The sequence below is a fragment of the Flavobacterium sp. WC2421 genome (genome assembly GCF_040822115.1).
Classification (GTDB): domain Bacteria; phylum Bacteroidota; class Bacteroidia; order Flavobacteriales; family Flavobacteriaceae; genus Flavobacterium.
In genome coordinates this window covers 3,221,482-3,240,673 of sequence record NZ_CP162004.1, presented here as the reverse complement: position 1 = coordinate 3,240,673, position 19,192 = coordinate 3,221,482, and the positions used below count along the sequence as shown (strand labels likewise).

General features: G+C 30.4%; 19 protein-coding genes. All 19 read right to left on the bottom strand.

Going from position 1 to position 19,192, the window contains the following annotated elements; genetic code table 11:
• Positions 1–22 precede the first annotated feature (22 nt).
• The 19 genes from AB3G33_RS13795 to AB3G33_RS13705 all read right to left on the bottom strand — a co-directional run bounded on the left by AB3G33_RS13795 (position 23) and on the right by AB3G33_RS13705 (position 19,157).
• Positions 23–802 carry an ABC transporter ATP-binding protein gene (locus tag AB3G33_RS13795; protein WP_367770536.1) on the bottom strand — a complete coding sequence of 260 codons (780 nt, stop codon included), beginning with the start codon at positions 800–802 and terminating at the stop codon, positions 23–25.
• A 1-nt stretch (position 803) separates the two neighbouring features.
• The gene (locus AB3G33_RS13790; RefSeq protein WP_367753628.1) at positions 804–1,562 is read right to left on the bottom strand and encodes an MlaE family ABC transporter permease; all 759 of its coding nucleotides are present in this window, start codon (positions 1,560–1,562) and stop codon (positions 804–806) included.
• A 110-nt stretch (positions 1,563–1,672) separates the two neighbouring features.
• Positions 1,673–2,131 (bottom strand): PA2169 family four-helix-bundle protein, encoded by a 459-nt coding sequence (locus AB3G33_RS13785; RefSeq protein ID WP_367753626.1) that lies wholly within the window; start codon positions 2,129–2,131, stop codon positions 1,673–1,675.
• A gap of 153 nt (positions 2,132–2,284) precedes the next feature.
• On the bottom strand, positions 2,285–2,668 hold the full coding sequence (locus AB3G33_RS13780) for a hypothetical protein (protein ID WP_367770534.1): 384 nt from the start codon (positions 2,666–2,668) through the stop codon (positions 2,285–2,287).
• Between the two features lie 172 nt (positions 2,669–2,840).
• Positions 2,841–3,734, bottom strand: a complete 894-nt coding sequence (locus AB3G33_RS13775) for a YihY/virulence factor BrkB family protein (RefSeq protein WP_367770532.1) — start codon at positions 3,732–3,734, stop codon at positions 2,841–2,843.
• Between the two features lie 196 nt (positions 3,735–3,930).
• Positions 3,931–4,374, bottom strand: a complete 444-nt coding sequence (locus AB3G33_RS13770; protein WP_367753620.1) for a hypothetical protein — start codon at positions 4,372–4,374, stop codon at positions 3,931–3,933.
• A gap of 115 nt (positions 4,375–4,489) precedes the next feature.
• Positions 4,490–4,963, bottom strand: coding sequence for a Dps family protein (locus tag AB3G33_RS13765; protein WP_367770530.1), 474 nt, complete (start codon positions 4,961–4,963; stop codon positions 4,490–4,492).
• Between the two features lie 44 nt (positions 4,964–5,007).
• On the bottom strand, positions 5,008–5,220 hold the full coding sequence (locus tag AB3G33_RS13760) for a hypothetical protein (protein ID WP_367753616.1): 213 nt from the start codon (positions 5,218–5,220) through the stop codon (positions 5,008–5,010).
• Between the two features lie 60 nt (positions 5,221–5,280).
• On the bottom strand, positions 5,281–5,475 hold the full coding sequence (locus tag AB3G33_RS13755) for a hypothetical protein (protein ID WP_367753614.1): 195 nt from the start codon (positions 5,473–5,475) through the stop codon (positions 5,281–5,283).
• 302 nt (positions 5,476–5,777) lie between these two features.
• Entirely contained in the window at positions 5,778–6,596 is an 819-nt protein-coding gene (locus AB3G33_RS13750; protein ID WP_367770527.1) for an ice-binding protein, read from the bottom strand.
• 195 nt (positions 6,597–6,791) lie between these two features.
• Positions 6,792–7,226, bottom strand: coding sequence for a response regulator (locus AB3G33_RS13745; protein WP_367770525.1), 435 nt, complete (start codon positions 7,224–7,226; stop codon positions 6,792–6,794).
• Positions 7,226–10,768 carry a PAS domain S-box protein gene (locus AB3G33_RS13740; protein ID WP_367770522.1) on the bottom strand — a complete coding sequence of 1,181 codons (3,543 nt, stop codon included), beginning with the start codon at positions 10,766–10,768 and terminating at the stop codon, positions 7,226–7,228. Before AB3G33_RS13740 ends, AB3G33_RS13745 begins: the two co-directional genes overlap by 1 nt.
• A 15-nt stretch (positions 10,769–10,783) precedes the next feature.
• The gene (locus AB3G33_RS13735) at positions 10,784–11,359 is read right to left on the bottom strand and encodes a helix-turn-helix domain-containing protein (RefSeq protein WP_367757943.1); all 576 of its coding nucleotides are present in this window, start codon (positions 11,357–11,359) and stop codon (positions 10,784–10,786) included.
• Between the two features lie 286 nt (positions 11,360–11,645).
• A complete protein-coding gene (locus AB3G33_RS13730) occupies positions 11,646–12,167 on the bottom strand; it encodes a hypothetical protein (protein ID WP_367770520.1) in 522 nt (173 codons plus the stop codon).
• A 30-nt stretch (positions 12,168–12,197) separates the two neighbouring features.
• On the bottom strand, positions 12,198–12,671 hold the full coding sequence (locus AB3G33_RS13725) for a hypothetical protein (RefSeq protein ID WP_367770518.1): 474 nt from the start codon (positions 12,669–12,671) through the stop codon (positions 12,198–12,200).
• Positions 12,672–13,355, bottom strand: a complete 684-nt coding sequence (locus tag AB3G33_RS13720; protein ID WP_367770515.1) for a peptidoglycan DD-metalloendopeptidase family protein — start codon at positions 13,353–13,355, stop codon at positions 12,672–12,674. It abuts the gene before it with no gap.
• Between the two features lie 96 nt (positions 13,356–13,451).
• A complete protein-coding gene (locus tag AB3G33_RS13715) occupies positions 13,452–13,709 on the bottom strand; it encodes a hypothetical protein (protein ID WP_367770512.1) in 258 nt (85 codons plus the stop codon).
• Positions 13,710–13,814: 105 nt separating this feature from the next.
• The gene (locus AB3G33_RS13710; RefSeq protein WP_367770510.1) at positions 13,815–16,223 is read right to left on the bottom strand and encodes a thiamine pyrophosphate-dependent enzyme; all 2,409 of its coding nucleotides are present in this window, start codon (positions 16,221–16,223) and stop codon (positions 13,815–13,817) included.
• A gap of 186 nt (positions 16,224–16,409) precedes the next feature.
• Complete coding sequence (locus AB3G33_RS13705; RefSeq protein WP_367774156.1) at positions 16,410–19,157, bottom strand: aminopeptidase; 2,748 nt, start codon at positions 19,155–19,157, stop codon at positions 16,410–16,412.
• Between the last annotated feature and the right edge of the window lie 35 nt (positions 19,158–19,192).

Here is a 19,192-nt window from a genome sequence, read left to right as displayed (position 1 = left end):
CTTAAATTCTTAAATTAACTAATTATATAAAAAAGGAACGAACCCATTCGTCCTTACTGTTTTCTAATTCTTCGTAACTGCCTTCAACATGAATTACTCCATCTTTTAATATTGCAATGTTGTCTGCGGTAAGTTTTGCACAAGCCATATCATGGGTGATAATAATTGACGTTGTATTATTTTTTTTCTTTATCTCTAAAATCAACTCACTAATTTCCCTAGAAGTAATTGTATCTAGTCCAGTAGTGGGTTCATCATAAAGAATAATTTCGGGTTTTAAGATTAGAGTTCGAGCAAGTGCAATTCTTTTTCTCATTCCTCCAGAAAGTTCTGAAGGCATTTTATGAATTGCTTCCGCCAATCCAACACTTTCCAATACATCTATAATTTCCTTTTCTATTTCTTCATCGGTTAAATTTTTCACATGGCGGGTTAAAGTAAATGCAAGGTTTTGTTCTACAGTCATAGAATCATATAAGGCTGAATTTTGAAATAAAAAACCAATTCGAACTCTTATTTTATTTAGTTCCTCTGTTTGCAAATCAAGTATTTCTTGACCAAATACTTTTATTTCTCCTTTATCTGCCTGAACTAATCCTACAATGCATTTTATAGTTATTGATTTTCCAGATCCAGATTTTCCTAGAACGACTAAATCCTTGCCTTTGTTAAGTGTAAGGTTAACTCCTTTTAGAACGGAACTATTTTTTCCAAAAGACTTGTGTAGATCTTTTATTTCAATAAGGGGAGTTGCATCTTTTACAATGACTGGTGTTTCTAAAACTAGGTGCTCTTGTTTCATTCTAAAAAAATAAATCGGTTAATTGAACTGCTAACATGTCTATAATAAAAATAGTTAATGATGCAGTCACGACTGCTGAATTTGCTGCTTTACCCACGCTTTCAGTTCCATTCTCGGCGGTGAACCCTTTGTAACAGCCAATCATTCCAATGAAAAAACCAAAGAAAAAGGTTTTGATTGTTGCAGGAATGATATCAATAAAGGCTAATGAATCGAAAACTTTAGAAACATATCTAAATAGATTTACATCTCCATGCATATTGATTCCTATATAACCACCTAATATTCCAATTCCATCTGCGAAGATGACCAACATGGGAATCATAAGTGTAGTTGCTAAAATACGAGTAACAACGAGGTATTTAAAAGGATTAATTGCTGCGACTTCCATAGCATCTATTTGTTCAGTCACTTTCATAGAACCTAGTTCAGCACCAATTCCAGATGAAATTTTACCTGCACAAATTAATGCAGTTATCACAGGAGCAATTTCTCTAATCAATGAAAGTGCCACCATTCCAGGTAACCAAGATTCAGCCCCAAATTTGGCTAGGGTAGGACGTGATTGAAGCGTAAGTACTAAGCCCATTATAAAACCAGTAAGGGCTACTAAGGGCAATGATTTGTATCCAATAATATAACACTGCTTTATAAATTCTTTAAATTCATAAGGGGGAGCTACAGCTTCTTTGAAAAATTTTGATGCAAATTTTGTTACATCACCTACATCACTAAAGAGGTTCTTAAAATAAATAATCAAAATGGTGGGTGTTATTAAGTTTAATGTTTGGTAATTGAAAAATAGTTATGTTTGAATAAATCATACTGTTTAAGACTCTTCAGATTACATTTGATTTTACTAGATAAATATTATAAACGATGAGAGTGAATGTTTAATGATTTCATTTTGTCATGATCATCATTAATTAAAAAATATTGATTGTTTAGCATCGCCTTTTGTTTATAATTAAGGTTGCCTAGATTACTGTATATTGCTTCATAATAACTTTGAATTATAATAGACTCATTTCGTTCACAGGAATATATTATATTGTTTAAATCAGTATTAAAAACAAATTTTGTAAACTTCAACCAAAAGTGATGAAGCAAAGTATTTTTACTTTTTTCTTCAATTGGTGTGCCTCCTAATTTTATAATTTCTTTTCTAAGTTCTTTTTTACATGCTAGACTCGTTTTTTGAAAACTCATAAATGTTTTTTTCAAAAAAGATTCCTTGCTATCTGTCGATGCCCATTTATATCTTTTAATTCTAGCATTATTGATTACTATAAATGAATTTAATACGCTAATTGCTTTTTCATTATCCATTTTTTTAATTTTTAGTTAGAAATTTTATTTTATAAATAAACATAGGCTTAGTTTTCAATTGAAATTATGTATTATGGTCATTTCATTTCAAGTTATTTTATCCGAAAACCAAAATGACCTGCATTAAATCATTACCATTTATTACTATAAAAATTAGTTGTTTGCGAAATATTTTAAAATAAAATCATGTTGCTGATTCAAACTCATTTTATCAGTTTCTTTAATTTCAATTTTCATTTTTAAGAAACGTTCATCCTCACTTAAAACATCAAAGAATTCCATTTTTGCACATGATGGACCAAATAGAATTATTTGTTTATAATTTTTTATTGCGTCACCTATTTTATTATAATATTCATATAAAACATGTTTTTCTGTGTTTATTAAAACTGATGCTTTTTTTGAGATTTGTAACTCTTTTTCTTCTATTGAAAATTGTGATTCTATCGTTTTTATTTCAAATGGATTATTTGTAAATTCCATTAAATAAGCAATGGAATGATCCATCCATATACCTAATTTTTTAACTCTTTTCATACCTTTTGCTTTAATTAATTATAGTCTAGCTAATACTTTGTAAAAGGTTAAATTTCAGTATTTTAATTGTAAATTACATTATACAATTTCAACGGAAATTTATATAATTAACGTATGTGTTTCATTGATGAAATAGCAAAAATGGAAGAAATGTTATTTGATTTATAAATAGTTAGTTTGTGCTTGTTATTTTTTTTGCAATTTCAGTAGGTGGCACAACACCGGTGTAAATTTTTGCGTAGGCGGCCGTAAATTCGGCCCCAAAAAACAAAATCATAGAGGAGTAAGAAACCCATAATAAAATTAAAATTACAGACCCCGCTACACCATAAACAGATGCTGGTTCAGCCGTGCTAAAGTAGTATGCTAAAATAGTTTTACCAATTGTAAAAAGGATACCAGTAACTATTGATCCTAACCAAACATGTTTCCATTTTATTTTTGCATCGGGTAAAATTTTGAACATTAGGGCAAAAAGTATTGATATAACAGCCAATGAAAATATAAAATTAATGCAATTGAAAAAAAGAACGGAATAATTATAAGTATATATTCCAATCCAATTTCCCATACTAGAAAGCATTGTAGATATAACTAGAGAAATCATCAATAAAAATGCAATAGCTAATATTAATCCAAAGGAAAAAAAACGTGCTTTCAATATTGTAATTATCCCTTTCTTTGGTAATACTTCCACTTTCCATATTAAGTTCAGCGTTTTTTGTAGTTCAACAAAAACTGCTGTGGAACCAATTAGTAACACTATAACACCAACAATTGACCCTAAAAAACTTGATTTCGTTTCAGTAGATTTAGCTAAAATTTGGCTAATTTGAATGGCAGTTTCGGACCCCATTGTATTAGTAATTTGTTCTAATATATTTTTGTTTACACTTTCTTTTCCAAAGAAATAACCAGCTATAGAAATAATTAAAACTAATAAACCAGGTATACTAAAAATAGCATAATAAGCAATTACAGCACTTTGTCTAAACGGATCTTTTTCATTCCATCCTTCATAAGTTGTTTTCAATAGTTTGCCAGTATGTTTAATATGAAATTCCATGTAGATTCTTTTTTGTAATTGGACTTAAATTGGAATTGTTTTTTAGGGGTTTAATTGATTTAGAACTTCTTTTAAGATATCCTGAAAACGTAAATTTTTGATAGTTTAATTTCAGATAAAAAAAAGGACTGTAGATTAAAACAGTCCTCAATTCAACCAAAAACCAACCAAATCTTTATTTTTTAGACTATTTATTTTAAAAGGTACTTGTTTCCATTATAAGTTGCATTCCCGGATATTGAACACCTGCATTATCCTCTGCAGTTATAAATATTTTCGAAGGCTTGAATGGAGTTACAGTTTCAAAAGAAGCCTTAAGTTTAGAAGATAAAAACTTTGAATCACTTTTTATTTGACCAATATTTTTCACTGAGGAGTCATCAGTCTCCATCCAAACAACATACGCACTTTTTGGAGGCTCAATTCGGTTAACTTCAGCAAGATTTTCCAATTCAATTTTAATCAAGTAATTTTTATTTTCATCTTTTTTTATTTTTACATCTCCACGTGCTGCAGGTACAATGGATGAGGTTTGAAAAGCCACTTTTTTGGCACAAGATGTAAAGGATATTAGTGTCATGAGAGCAAATACACTTAAAAGTATTTTTTTTGAAATTATATTGAATGTAATTTTTTTCATTTTTGTTTATTATTTATGAATGTATTTTTATTTCAAATGGTTGTTTTACTAATAAAAATATTTTCAATTGTTATGATTGGTTATTTACGATGTAAATCTTTGAAAGCTTGTATAATTAACTTAAATAGCGTCTTAATATCCAAGCTGTCGTCTCATGTTCTGTCATTAAGCTTGTTAAAAAATCGGCTGTACCAATATCTTTATTATCTTCTTCAGACTGCTTTATTCCTTTGCGTAGCGCTACAATAACAGTTTCATGGTCATCTAGAAGCTCTTTAATCATTTCTTTTTGTGAAGGATATTTATTAGGCGATTCTTTTAGTTTTGAATGTGCTATAAACTCATTCATTGTACCGATAGTTTTTTCGCCAAGCTTGCTGATACGTTCTGCTACATTATCAATACTTTCTTCTAATTGTTTGTACTGATTTTCAAATAATTTATGAATTTCCATAAAACTTTCACCAGAGACATTCCAATGAAATTTTCTAGTTTTAATATATAATGTCATTTCATCTGCTAAAACGGATGAAAGTAAATCAGTACTGTTTTTTAAATTATCGGCTGTTATTCCTATTTGTGGCTTCATATTGTAAATTTAAATTATTACGTAATCTTGTAATTTGGATTCTATTATTTTTTGTCACGTACTACAAGTAGTACTCCTCCAACAAGTAGAACAATACCTACAATTGGTGACCATTGTACTGGGTGATTTGTTTCTTTATTGATTTCAATAGGTCCAATATCAACTACTTTTTCTTTAGTAATATAATTGAACCCGTTATAAAAAATCATGATTGCTCCAATTACAATTATAAGAATTCCTATGTTTTTTGATTTCATAACCTGTTTTTTAATATTGATTTCGATTTCTTAAATAATAAGACTAATTCTTTCGATTAGTTAAGATTCATCTTTTGTTGTGCGTACTAAGCTTATTCCGGCACTAAAAAACACAATACCTAGTACTCCGTAAATAATTAATGCTTTAACATCATTATTACTACCACCTGTATTTGCAAATACAACAGCTGTATAAATAAGAGCTCCAATTCCAAGCGCTGTAAGTAATGCTCCAAAGATTCTTTTAAGATTCATAATTTTATTTTTTTAAGAATTAATAATTTGTTTATTTATATTTTAAATTCGTTTTAAAATACAAATGCTGTTAAAATGAATATGCATTAGTATAAATTTTTAATCTTATTTGACTTGTTAAATATCTAGTGCTAATTTCTATGTCAAAGATAAAGGTCTTGTACCCAGTAAGTTTTACATTATTTTAAATAATACTTTCATCTTTCACACATTTAGAGGTGCTACTATTCCTTTTAAGTAAAGAAAAAGTGCTGTTTATCAGTTGATAAACAGCACTTTTAGTAGTTTAAATAACCAAATGTTTATTGGGGTAATACAACTGTATTCATTTGAAGTGTAACAGCAGTTTGAGCAAGCATTCTTCCGTTAATGGAGGCTCCTGTTTTTAAATTAATACCAGTTTGGCTTAATATATTTCCTTCAAAATGGCTAGTTGTTCCTAGAGTAACTGCACCAGCCGTCTGCCAGAAAATGTTTTTGGCTTGTGCACCTCCAGCTAAAGTAATTCTAACAGCTGAACTCATATTAAGATTTCCTGCAACCTGAAAAATCCAAACATCAGTTGGACTACCTGAGATTGTAATATCAGTTGGGATGTTTAATGTACTTGTCCATGTATATAAACCTGGTGTAAGTGTTTTTCCACCTATACTTCCAGCTCCTAAATTTAGAAAATCGGGATTAATACGACCCGCGGCATTCGTATACGCCGTTTCCATATCACCTACAGCTGTTGTTAATCTGGTTGCATCGGTTATCTTGCATGCAGGACCTGTAGCGTCAACTGAATAAACAGTTCCGGTTACTTCATCACATTTTAAAAGAATAGCCGCTCCTGTAATTGGACTAGCTCCTACATCACCAGTGACCGCGGATTTATAGACATCGGTAATACCTGTTTTTGATAGTATTGCAAAATTTCCTGCAACACCAAGATTTATTGTTTCTAATGTAGCGCTGTTTGTCAAATTTGAGGTTGACTTGTCAGTTGAAGGTATTGGTGTGGTTTTAAAAATTGAATTTGCAACAACAGCTGTGCCTGAATCCGTATCAGTACTACAGCTCGTCATTAATCCAACTAAAAGCACTGCCAAAACAGGAAACATTTTTACTATTTTCATAATTTTATTTTTGAAATGTGACTTATTTATCACATTCCAAAATTCAGTTATTTATATGCTAATTAGTTGCTGTATTGTCGTTAAATGTTGTGAAATTCAAATGTTTGAATGGTTATGGGTGTTTTTAAGATAAAAGAGCAATGCTCCTCTAATGATGAACATTGCTCTTTTATCTTAAAAGGGAATAGTATTAAATTACATTCTGGCCATATACCAGTTTAATTCTTTTTCAATTCTTTCAAAATGGAAAAAGGCTGTAATGTTTTTTTGAAGGCGTAAAAAAGCAGTTTCGCTTTTTACAACATAATCAAATGCCTTATGGTGCATACAACTAATGGCTACATCAATTTTATCTTGAGATGATAACATTACTACTGGAATATCAGGATTAAATTCTTTTATTTTATCCAATGTTTCAATGCCATTCATAGCATTTTTATCAATTCCATCCAGATGGTAATCAAGAATAATTACGTCAGGTTTCTTTCCTAAATTGGCAATGCATAGCTCACCAGTTGCAAAAGTTTCAACAATAAAATCAGTGTGATGAAGAAATTCTATTTCTAATGATTTTAAGAAAACGGCATCATCATCTACTAAAAAGAGTTTTATTTTGTTATCGTTTTTCATTAGTTACTATTTTTTATATTATTAAATTCTATTTCTAATTCTTTACAAGATAAGGTACAAATGGTTTCTAGCTCTAAAACCAAATGTCCTATTTCTTCTATATTTTCATGTTCAAGAGCACTATCTTGAACTTTTTTTGCCATATCTTCATACTTTGGGCTTATTCCCATTATTGAAAAGGACGGGATCATCTTATGTACAGAAGCTTTTAACAGTTGCCAGTCCTTGTCTTTTAAGCTTTCTCTCATGGCAGTTATTAATGGGGGTGTTTGCTGTAAATAAGCATCTATCATTGCCATCATTAATTCTGGATTCGATTTAGTCCTAGTTTTCAAATATTCCAAATCAATACTTTTTTGGATATCTTTTGGTTCTAATTCATCTGATTTTAAATAGGAAGTTTTTTTTACAATACTTACAATTTTGCTATATAATAATCGTTCATCTACTGGTTTTGCAATGTAATCATTCATTCCTACTGCCATGCATTTGGCTAAATCTACAGTGGTAACATCAGCAGTTAAAGCAACAATTGGTATTTGTGAATTCATTGTTTTTCTAATGTATTCAGTTGTCTCAAATCCATTCATTACTGGCATTTGTAGATCCATTAAGATAATGTCATAGGAGTTGTTTTGCAGTTTTTCAATGGCAATTTTTCCGTTTTCGGCTATATCTCTTTCAAAACCAAAATCATCTAACAAGGTTTTCATCAACAACTGATTCAATGCAATATCTTCAACTACTAATACTTTTATATTATTAATTTCAGTATCCAATTCAAGAAATTCGTTATTTACTTCTGCATCAAGGTTTGTTTTTTGAAAGTCTAATCTAAAACTAAATGTAGTTCCTACATTAACTTCGCTTTCTACATTTATAGTTCCTCCTTGAGGTTCTACTAATTGTTTTACAATGGCAAGTCCTAATCCGGTACCACCATAAATTCGGGATGTTCCACTTGTTGCTTGCTGGAAATTGTCAAATACGGTTGCGATTTTTTCTTTAGAAATTCCAATTCCCGTATCTGTAACTGCAAATTCGATAGTTATATTTTCTTCATCTTCATCAATTAGATTCACACTAACTGTGATTTTTCCTTTTGAAGTAAATTTTACTGCATTACTTACTAAATTTAAAATGATTTGATGCAAACGTACTGGATCACCAATTACAATTGGTGGAATGTTTGGGTCATATTCCTTTACTAATTTTAAATTTTTCTCTTGAATTTTTGTTTCAAAAAGATGAAGCATAGAAGAAATTGAAGACTTTAATTTGAATGGTATTTTTTCAAAAGTCATTTTACCTGCATCTACTTTTGCTAAATCAAGAATGTCATTTATAAGAACAATAAGTGCATCACCACTCATTTTTATGGCTGTCAAATATTCCTTTTGTTTTGCCGATAATTCAGTTTTAAGAACTACTTTCGTAAAGCCGATAATGGCATTCATGGGAGTTCTTATTTCATGGCTCATGTTAGATAAAAACTGTTGTTTTGCCTTTACCGCATTTTCAGCAATTAATGTTGAAAGTTCAGCATTTCTTTTTTCTTCCTCAGCAATTCCAGTAGCTAGTTCAGCAAATACTTTAGCTTCAATTAATTCGGTTTCAATTCTTTTTTGATCTGTAATATCTCTGGCTACAACAACAACACCAAGTACATTTCCTAATTCGTTTTTATAAACTGAACCATTAAAAAGCACATCTGTCAGTTTCCCATCTTTATGACGAAGAGTCAATGGAGAATCAGCAACAGATCCTTTTGCAAATACTTCTTGATAAACTTCCCGAGCCATTTGTGGTTCTGTGAAATAATCTAAGAAATCGGTGCCAATTAGTTTTTCACGATCGATGCCCGTAATTTTCACGGTGGCTTCATTCATATCCGTAATCTTACCTTCTATGTTTATTGTTACCAATGGATCACGACTAGCTTCAATTAAACTAAGAGAATATTGAGATGCTAATTTAGAAGAGTCACTAAGTGATTTGAGTTCCTCGTTTACAATATCTTGTTTTTCTTTTTCTTTGTTTTGAAAGTCTAGTTCGATGCCAGCAATTACTAATTCAGCAGCTCGTTTCTCTTTTTCATCGTTTTGAAAAATTAGCTCTTTATTGGCCAAATATAATTCAGCAGCTCGTTTTTCTTTTTCATTATTTTGAAACAAAAGTTCCTCGTTTGCAATAATTAATTCATTGGCTCTTTTTTCTTTCTCTTCGTTTTGAAAAGCAAGTTCTTCGTTTGCAATAATTAATTCATTGGCTCTTTTTTCTTTCTCTTCATTTTGAAAAGCAAGTTCTTTGTTTGCAATAATTAATTCATTAGCTCTTTTTTCTTTCTCTTCGTTTTGAAAAGCAAGTTCTTTGTTTGCAATAATTAATTCATTAGCTCTTTTTTCTTTCTCTTCGTTTTGAAAAGCAAGTTCTTTGTTTGCAATAATTAATTCATTAGCTCTTTTCTCTTTCTCTTCATTTTGAAAAGCAAGTTCTCTATTAGCAATTCGTAAATCCAAGGCCCACTTTTGCTCAGCAATATCTCTCGCTACAATTACAATTCCTAATACAGCTCCTTTATCATCTTTATAAACAGATCCATTAAACAAGACGTCAGTCAACTTACCGTTTTTATGTCGAATTGTTAATGGGGAATCAGCTACTGATCCTTTAGCAAATACTTCTTGATATACTTCTTGAGCCATTTTTGGTTCGGTAAAATAATCTAAGAAATCAGAACCAATTAATTTTTCACGATTAACTCCAGTTATTTTAACTGTTGCTTCATTCATATCAGTAATCTTTCCATTGATATTTATTGTTACCAATGGATCTTTACTAGCTTCAATAAGACTAAGTGAATAATTAGATAGTAATTTTTGGGAGGCTGTAAATGTTTCTAATTCTTGATTTCTAATTTTTAAATTCTTGACTATTATAAAAACAAGGGTAAATATGACTAAGATTAATAATAGTAGTAAAAAAAACAGCACTTCTGAATTTTGGCGACTATTTTCGTTCTCCGTTTTTCTTAGTTTTAAAGAATTATACTCATCATAATTAATATCAGATATAATATCCTTTATCTCATCAGTAATAATTTTTCCATTCTTAAGAATCGTAATTTTCTCCTCTTCATTTAATAGTTTTATATTTCTGTCGTCAATTAATTTTCTCAATAAAATTAATTTTTCGGCTGTTTTTGCCTTTAATGAATTAACTTGTTGTTGTTGTTTTGGATTGTTTTGAGTAAGTACTGATAATGCTGATAGATTCCTGTTCATGGCTTTTACGGCATTATTGAATGTTTCTAAGAAAAGGCTATTTTCAGAAATAATGTACCCTCTTACTCCAGTTTCAATATCAAGAATATCCAAAAGAACATTATCGTTTTTGCGTAATATTTCTTGTGCTAAGTCAGTGGAGTCACTTGTAGATTTTACTTTTAGATTGTTATAATAAAAAACTGCCAAAACCATTACTAGTATAATAGCTATAAGAATGGAGTAGAGTTGAAATCTTTTTTCTGAAATTAATTTCATGATGGTTTGGCAACTTTAATTGATGCTATTTGTAATAGTGTTATTTTTAATTCCTACTTCTTCAATTGGGCAACGTCTTTTATCTTTCATGTTTTTAAAGTGAGAAGGCGTAAGCCCAGTGACTTTTTTAAACTGACTGGATAGATGCGCAACACTACTGTATCCCATTTTCCATGCTATTTCAGTGATATTATGTTCTCCATAAATAATTAGTTCCTTAACGCGTTCTGTTTTATGAGAAATGATAAAATGTTCAATAGTTGTTCCTTGAACTTCTGAAAATAAATTAGACAAATAGGTATAGTCGTGATTTAATTTATCACTTAAATAATTAGAAAAGTTTACCTTAATAATTTCATCAGAATGGTGAACCATTTGAATAATTACATTTTTTATTTTTTCTATTAGCATCGATTTTTTATCATCCATTAATTCAAAACCCGAATTAAGTAGACCAGCTTTTAATAGTTCGCGTTGTTCCATTGTGATATTTTCCATCACGTCAACTTCTCCTAAATCAACAAGAATAAAGTGCAATCCAAGTTTTTTCAACTCTTCTTTTACTGCCATTTTACAGCGATTGCTGACCATGTATTTGATATATAATTTCAAATTTTTTAATTTTAAACTAATGAGTAAATTTTGCGCTATTTTATTGAAAAAACTTATATAATAGTAAAAATAAGTTGTATAATTTACTGATTTTTAATGCTAAATAATTTCAATGATTGTAAGGTACGAACAAAGGTGTGTAAATTGTATTTGTAAATAGTAATTTTACTAGAAATTAAATAAGATAAGGGTCAAGTATGTTTCAGTAGCAATTGCTATACCTGAAACATACTTGACCCTTATTTTCCGATAATACGGTATTATTTTATAAAGAAGTTAACTCTTTAGCTGTGACATATTTTCTTTTAATTTTATTATTTGATGATTCAATAAGGGATGTTTTATTATAGGCGGTAAAATTCCCTAATTGACTACTAAATACATTGTAATCTCCTTTTATATTAAACCGTATGGATGCGATATCAGTATTTTTTAGTTTTTCCATTTCTGAATTTGAAAATGAATAATACCCAATTATTGTATTACCATTAACCTCTGAATTCCCTTTGTCTAAACAAGTAATAATGGTATTATCAGTTAAATAAACATAAATAGTTCCTGCAATAATAAATTTGGGATTTGTAGTCTCAACTGCTAATTTGAGGATTCCATTTGTATCCGTTTTTGCAATTTGTACATTTACAAATCCTGTCAAGGCGTAGTTTTCACAGATAAAATTCCATTGACTAGTTGCTTTGTAGCCTTTATGACCGTTAAAAGACATTAATTCTTGACTTGAAACTGTAAATGAAACTAATAATAATAGAACGAGAAGTTTGTTATTCATTGCTTATTGTAAATAGGGATTAATTAAGTATTATTTTCTTTCAAATAAGTCTACCCAATCCATTGATTTTATTGCTGAAATTTTGTTTTCCTCATTCATATAAACTCGAAGTTCTTTATTCGCCACTTTTTTACTATATAATGCTTTGTAACGAAAAATGGTAGTGCTTTTATTTATGTCTTTGTATATTTCCATTAACTGTAAATCTTTAAAATCACCATACCATTGTCTGTATTTTGTACATGTTTTAGACAGCTTTTCTAATGTAATATTATTTATTACTGATCTAGTTGCTTCACTTTCAGTAAAAGGTTTAAATTTTGATGTGTTGCAAGTCATTAATATGCGTTTTCCCAAATTATAGGCTCTGTCTTTTTGAAAAGTAGAGACTTCATTAATTGCTAATTTTACCGTAGTAACTTCTTCTACAATAGGTGTGTCTATTTTTTTTGATTTACATCCGGCTAATACAATAATACTTAAGATTAGAATTATTTTTTTCATTTATTGTCTTTTAATTTTTAGTAATAGGTTAGGGTCTGGGCAGTTTTCTAAATAAAAGGGTAAATCCTTTTTACTGCAAACACCAGGATAATCACCAAGATTATTGGCAATATTTTTTATAACTTGAAAATGTAAATGCGGGGAATAGTCTCCATTTACACTAGCATCTCCTAATGTGCCTATGGCTTGTCCTTTTTTGAAAAACGCACCAATTTTTAGATCTTCTAAACTTTCTAACGATAAATGACCGTATAAAGTATAAAAAACTTGATTTTCGATTTCATGTTCTAAAATAATTGTTGGACCATAATCTCCCAAGTCAGCATTGTTTTTAAAACTATGTACTTTTCCATCTAATGCTGCCAATATAGATGTTCCTGCTTTTATCCATAAATCTAGGCCAATATGCATATTGCGCTCTGCTGTTGTGTCATCTTTAAATATGATACTTCGCTTATAAAGGTTTCTTTCTTCATTGTATCCACCATAAGCTACTTTTGAGTTATTTGTAGATAAGTAGTGCTCAATGTATTTTTCGAAAGCAACAGCATTTCCAATTGATTCTTCAGCTAATTGAATATTAGAAACAGATAAATCTAAAGGGATATATTGATTACTAGTAATAGAATCAGGAATTACTTTTACGTCTTGCGTTTGATATAGTAATTTTTCTAAAAGGGTCATTTAAGAGCTTTTTATTATGAGGTTTAAAATAAATTAAAAAAAGCCAACATAAAAAATTTACGTTGGCTTTATAACTTTTATTTAAGACTAAGTATCTTATTTCTTGATTTCAACTTTAGCATCACCACCACCAACTGTAACATTGGTTTCGCTTGCCCCGTCTTTTGTACTTACGTCTACACCATCAGTTCCTACACTTATTGAAGTTCCATCAGGATTTGTTTCTTCTGGTTCTGCTGCTGGAGTAGTTACTTCCACAGTTGTTTCGGTAGGTTGTGGTGTTTCTTCTTTCTTTTTACAAGATATAAATGCCATAATTGAAAGCATTCCTACGAGCAGTGTTATTTTTTTCATTTTCATTTTTTTAGATTTGTGACTAATTTATTGATTCACAATATACTATTTTTATTTTTATAAAAAAAATCCCAATCGGTACTAGATTGGGATTTTAGATTTTGTTTAATATAAACTTGGAAATTTCGAAGGATTTACTTCGTTCATCATAGCATATACTTTTTCAAAAATATCTTCTGCAGAAGGTTTTGAGAAATAATCTCCATCTGTTCCATAGGAAGGTCTGTGTGCTTTTGCAGTTAATGTTTGTGGCTTACTGTCTAAATAATTATAACCATCTTGTTGTTCAATAATTTGTTGTAAAATATATGCTGATGCACCACCAGGGACATCTTCATCAATTACTAAAAGGCGATTGGTTTTGCCAATACTTTTTACAAGATCGTGATTGATATCAAAAGGTAATAATGACTGTATGTCAATCACTTCACAGTCAATTCCTAATTCCAAAAGTTCATTGGCCGCTTGTTCTACTAATCGTAAAGTGGATCCATAAGAAACTAATGTGATATCACTACCGTTTTTTATGGTTTCAACCACTCCGATAGGAGTTTTAAATTCTCCATAATTCAATGGCATTTTTTCTTTTAAGCGGTATCCATTTAAGCATTCTATTACTAATGCAGGTTCATCACATTCTAGTAATGAATTATAAAAACCAGCTGCTTTTGTCATATTTCTAGGAACTAATACATGAATTCCTCTAACAGCATTAATGATCATTCCCATAGGAGAACCAGAATGCCATATGCCTTCTAATCGATGTCCACGAGTACGAATTATTAAAGGTGCTTTTTGTTTTCCTACCGTTCTGTATTGTAATGTAGCTAGATCGTCACTCATGATTTGGATCGCATACAATAAGTAATCTAAATATTGTATTTCGGCAATAGGTCTTAAACCTCTTAATGCCATACCAATTCCTTGTCCTATTATTGTAGCTTCACGAATACCAACATCGGCAACGCGTAATTCACCATATTTCTCTTGCATTCCCTCTAAACCTTGGTTTACATCACCAATAGCCCCTGAGTCTTCACCAAATATTAAAACTTCAGGATATTTTGTAAAAATTGCATCAAAGTTATCACGTAAAATCATTCTACCATCCGTTTCTTCTTTTATATTTTCAGAATATTTAGGCAAAACTTCTTTGGCAGAAAAAACATTTGAATCAGATTCTGAATATAAGTGACTGCTAAATTTATATTGATTTTTCTTGGTGTAGCTCGTGATCCAATTGGACAATTCGTCTTTTCCTTTTTCATTAAAGATTAAACGCAATGTTTTGCGAGCAGCAATTAGTATTTCCTTTTTCAAAGGATCCTTAATTGTATTTAAATTTGTTGAATGTTTTAAGATAGCAACTTTATGTATGCTTGTTTCCGCTATTTTATTTAGTAAGGCAACTAATTCTTTTTGTTCCGCTACAATAGGCTGTATAAATGTTGTCCATGCCGCTTTTTTACCTTCAAGAACTTCTTTTTTGGCATTGGCGTCAATAGCATCAAGTTCTTCTGGCGATGCAATATTGATTGCAATCATCCATAATCTCATTTGACGAATACAGTCATAATCCTTCTCCCAGGCTAGGCGATCCGCATCTTTATATCGTTCATGAGAACCGGAACTAGAATGACCTTGTGGTTGCGTTAATTCATTAACATGAATTAAAACCGGAATGTGTTTTTCACGAGCAATAGCTGAAGCTTTTTCATAAGTCGCAATAAGATCAGAATAATCCCATCCTTTTACTCTTAAAATTTCATAACCTTTATCGTCTTTATCTCTTTGATATCCTTTTAAAATTTCCGAGATATTTTCTTTAGTTGTTTGATGTCTGGCATGAACTGAAATTCCATATTCATCATCCCAAACACTTACAATCATTGGTACTTGTAAAACTCCAGCCGCATTTATAGTTTCAAAAAATAGGCCTTCAGATGTACTAGCATTTCCGATTGTTCCCCATGCAACTTCATTTCCGTCAATCGAAAAATTTTCTTTATTCGGAATTCCAGGTACTTGTCTATAAATTTTAGAAGCTTGGGCAAGACCTAATAGACGAGGCATTTGCCCTGCTGTAGGAGATATGTCCGCACTAGAATTTTTTTGTTTTGTTAAATTTTTCCAAGAACCATCTTCATTCAAACTATGAGTGACAAAATGGCCTCCCATTTGTCTCCCAGCAGACATAGGTTCTTGTTCAATATTAGTATTGCCATATAATCCGGCAAAAAATTGTTCTACAGTCAATTGACCTATCGCCATCATAAAAGTTTGATCGCGATAATATCCAGAACGAAAGTCACCATTTTTAAAAAATTTCGCCATGGCTAGTTGTGGAACTTCTTTTCCATCACCAAAAATCCCAAATTTAGCCTTTCCAGTCAACACTTCTCTACGACCTAACAAGCTACATTCCCTACTTATTATAGCGATCTTGTAATCGTTTAATACTTCAGTTTTGAAATCTTCGAATGTTAATGTAGAATTAGTTTTTTCTTTTATCATAATTGAAAAGGGTTACTTAGCGGGACAAATTTACTTAAAAACTGGCGATTATCATAATTCATTGAAATAAATATAATTTAATTATTAACAAATAAAAACGTTTATACCGAAAAAAATATTAATTATATGTAATGAAAAATCCATATTACAGAATATAATTCAATATAAACACTTAAAATCATTTAATTAGAACCATTTTCTATTAAATAAATTGATTAATATTTTTGGTGATAAAGTAATAACGAAGCGTATTTTTTCATTGTAATTTTTCTGACTTATTTCCCAGCCGTTAGAAGAATAAACAGGAAGATACATTTCAAAATAATCAGGAACTAAATTTAGACGAATGCCACTGTCATACGAAAACGTTTCATTTTGATGTTTATTTTTTAGAAATCCAACATCACCGTAAGCCTCTATAAAATTCCAAATGGTGTAACTTCCATTCAAAGTTGTAATCCATTGATTGGCAAATGGGGTTGCTAGTTTTGACTTAAAACCACCCTCGGCTACAATTAATTGTTGACTAAAAAAACCGCTATTTTCAGATCGCCCATAATAGTTATAATCAAATAAATAATCAGTTGGTCTATCCAAAGCAAAACTAAAAAAGTCTGAATTGGTATTATTGTATAAAAAACTACCAGCAAAAAGGCGTAAATTGATTTGACGGTTGTTTTCAAATAGTTTTCTGTATTCGAATTCTGTCGATAGTTTTCCAAATTTCTTTGATAATTGCAAATCACCTATGAAACTTAAATGTTTGGTGATTTCGGTTTTAGTATCATAATATTTAGCATTAAAAACCGAATAATTTACATTTGAATTGTCAAGAACAATTTGGCTTTTTTCTCTGTTTACCAGTACTTGGCGTAATAGAATTAACTGTTTTCTATTGTCTCTAAAATCATTTTCCCTAAATCGCATGGTCACCATTGGATTTATTTTTAAATAGGCAGCATCGGGTGCATAGTGAAAATAGGCGCCTGAAAGTGAGTATTTTACATTGTAAAGAGAACTTTCTCTGTAATTTTGATTTACTGCAAAGGATCCAGAACCTGAAAAAGTCTGAGCTTTTGTTGAATATGCGGGATTAATATCAAAGATAAAAGGCTTTTCTAAAATGGTTTTATTATGCAACCTCAATCCAGGTGAAAACCCATCATATAGATTGTAAGTTAAAGTAGGAACATATAAAACTTGATTATAGTAAGGATCTTCAAGATCCTTCATGAATACAAACTTGATAGGACGGTTATTTGGAAAAAAGGGTTTTAATGATTTCCAGTTATTTCTTAAATTATATTCGGGTACTTCGTTTTTATAGTTTAGAATTATTTTATCAGCATTATTTCTAGATATTCTGTAAATGCTATCGGTATTATTGGGCTCTAACCATTTTTTAAATACAATTTCTCCATTTTTAACACCATAAATAGGCACAGGAACAATAACTTCAGTCTTATTTTTAAGTGAAAAATAAATAGAATCTTTCGTTTTTGCTACACCCGAAAATTTATAATCAATAATAGCTCTAGACTTTATAATCGTGTTAAAAAACCAATTGATATTTTTGGCTGTGTTGCTTTTCAAGATGGTTTCAAAATCTTTTTCTGTACTTTGCTTTTCCTTATTTAGAGCATAGAATTGTTGGATGCTTTTGTCTACTGAGTTTTGATCTAAATAACTGTCTAGAAAACGTAAACTTAGTCCAGCTCTATATTTACTTGCAATTTGTTCATTGAATTTTACAAGTGTATTTTTAGGATCTCCAAGTGCTTGATCTAAGTTTTTTCGAGCCATTAACATATAAAAATAGCTGTATTGTTCATTAAAATCTAAATTGGTCAGGTTGAAGCTTTTTAACAATTTAAAGCTGGATGCACTTCCTAGCATTTTACTGTTTGGATGATTTTCATCGATATATTTCATCATGGTATACACCTGAATCGCATCGTAAATCCAACCGTCTTTCCTGATATCTGCGCGCAAACTATTTTTTAGGTAAACATTCAAATAGGTTTTTAGAAACTTAATTTCATACGTAAACTCATCAGAAAAGGGTCTGATAAAAGAGGGCAGCTGATTCAAACCATAAAATGGATTTCGATCGTAATCCGTCTGAGTAATCATTATTTTATCAAATGGATAGTCCCCAACGAGTGTATTTACATAATTAACTACATTGTTGATGACCAAGGATTGCTCAATGATACTTATTTTATCCTCTTTTAAATTAGTAATCACCTCAAGAGAATTATTTTTAAAACTATGAAAACTAATTTTTGGTTCTATAAAAAGACCAAAATTGAGTCTGTTTTTTCCAGTAAGCATGTAAATTGAAAAATCTTGATTTTCAATCGATGCTGTACTTTTTAAATCGGTAGTAACTTGCAGTCCTTTAGTAACTTTTAGTTCAATATCAAAATCAGATACTGCATTGGCAATGTCATCGAGATTTTCATTGTTGTACACTACAAATTCATGGTTTTCATATCGGGCAGGAGTAAGGTACCATGTTTTTAAGTTCATGCCTCCCAGTCCACCATAACCATATTTTGTAAATGCATCACTAGGAATCTTGACAATATACGTAAGATGAATTGTTGTTTTTTGATGTGGCGCTAATGGCGCTCTCAACTTGACAGTAAGTACATCAGGGTTTTCTTCTGTTCTTAGCCAAGTTAAAAAAAGTTTTTGGTCATCAATTATAGTGATGTTGTTTGTGCTTCCTCTTTCGGCTTCCTTGGCCAAATGAAATCCACGGTAAAACTCATCCGAAAAACGTTTTGCCAATGGAGAATTAACATTAGAATAAGCATTGTTCCAATCATTTAAAACGATTGCTTTTAAATTGTCATCAGATTCATTAAAATAGGTAATATCCTGTTGAATATTGAGCGTCTTTTCATCAGAATTAACTTCAACCACCATTTGAGAATGATGTTGCGCAAATTGTTTTATTGATG

Excerpts from the sequence above, each read along its gene's own strand:
- AB3G33_RS13705 (WP_367774156.1), bottom strand. The coding sequence starts at position 19,157 with ATGGTGGTTGAAGTTAATTCTGATGAAAAGACGCTCAATATTCAACAG.
- AB3G33_RS13770 (WP_367753620.1), bottom strand. The coding sequence starts at position 4,374 with ATGAAAAAAATTACATTCAATATAATTTCAAAAAAAATACTTTTAAGT.
- AB3G33_RS13735 (WP_367757943.1), bottom strand. The coding sequence starts at position 11,359 with ATGGTCAGCAATCGCTGTAAAATGGCAGTAAAAGAAGAGTTGAAAAAA.
- AB3G33_RS13710 (WP_367770510.1), bottom strand. The coding sequence starts at position 16,223 with ATGATAAAAGAAAAAACTAATTCTACATTAACATTCGAAGATTTCAAA.
- AB3G33_RS13725 (WP_367770518.1), bottom strand. The coding sequence starts at position 12,671 with ATGAAAAAAATAATTCTAATCTTAAGTATTATTGTATTAGCCGGATGT.
- AB3G33_RS13785 (WP_367753626.1), bottom strand. The coding sequence starts at position 2,131 with ATGGATAATGAAAAAGCAATTAGCGTATTAAATTCATTTATAGTAATC.
- AB3G33_RS13760 (WP_367753616.1), bottom strand. The coding sequence starts at position 5,220 with ATGAAATCAAAAAACATAGGAATTCTTATAATTGTAATTGGAGCAATC.
- AB3G33_RS13715 (WP_367770512.1), bottom strand. The coding sequence starts at position 13,709 with ATGAAAAAAATAACACTGCTCGTAGGAATGCTTTCAATTATGGCATTT.
- AB3G33_RS13740 (WP_367770522.1), bottom strand. The coding sequence starts at position 10,768 with ATGAAATTAATTTCAGAAAAAAGATTTCAACTCTACTCCATTCTTATA.
- AB3G33_RS13765 (WP_367770530.1), bottom strand. The coding sequence starts at position 4,963 with ATGAAGCCACAAATAGGAATAACAGCCGATAATTTAAAAAACAGTACT.
- AB3G33_RS13775 (WP_367770532.1), bottom strand. The coding sequence starts at position 3,734 with ATGGAATTTCATATTAAACATACTGGCAAACTATTGAAAACAACTTAT.
- AB3G33_RS13750 (WP_367770527.1), bottom strand. The coding sequence starts at position 6,596 with ATGAAAATAGTAAAAATGTTTCCTGTTTTGGCAGTGCTTTTAGTTGGA.
- AB3G33_RS13780 (WP_367770534.1), bottom strand. The coding sequence starts at position 2,668 with ATGAAAAGAGTTAAAAAATTAGGTATATGGATGGATCATTCCATTGCT.
- AB3G33_RS13720 (WP_367770515.1), bottom strand. The coding sequence starts at position 13,355 with ATGACCCTTTTAGAAAAATTACTATATCAAACGCAAGACGTAAAAGTA.
- AB3G33_RS13755 (WP_367753614.1), bottom strand. The coding sequence starts at position 5,475 with ATGAATCTTAAAAGAATCTTTGGAGCATTACTTACAGCGCTTGGAATT.
- AB3G33_RS13795 (WP_367770536.1), bottom strand. The coding sequence starts at position 802 with ATGAAACAAGAGCACCTAGTTTTAGAAACACCAGTCATTGTAAAAGAT.
- AB3G33_RS13730 (WP_367770520.1), bottom strand. The coding sequence starts at position 12,167 with ATGAATAACAAACTTCTCGTTCTATTATTATTAGTTTCATTTACAGTT.
- AB3G33_RS13745 (WP_367770525.1), bottom strand. The coding sequence starts at position 7,226 with ATGAAAAACGATAACAAAATAAAACTCTTTTTAGTAGATGATGATGCC.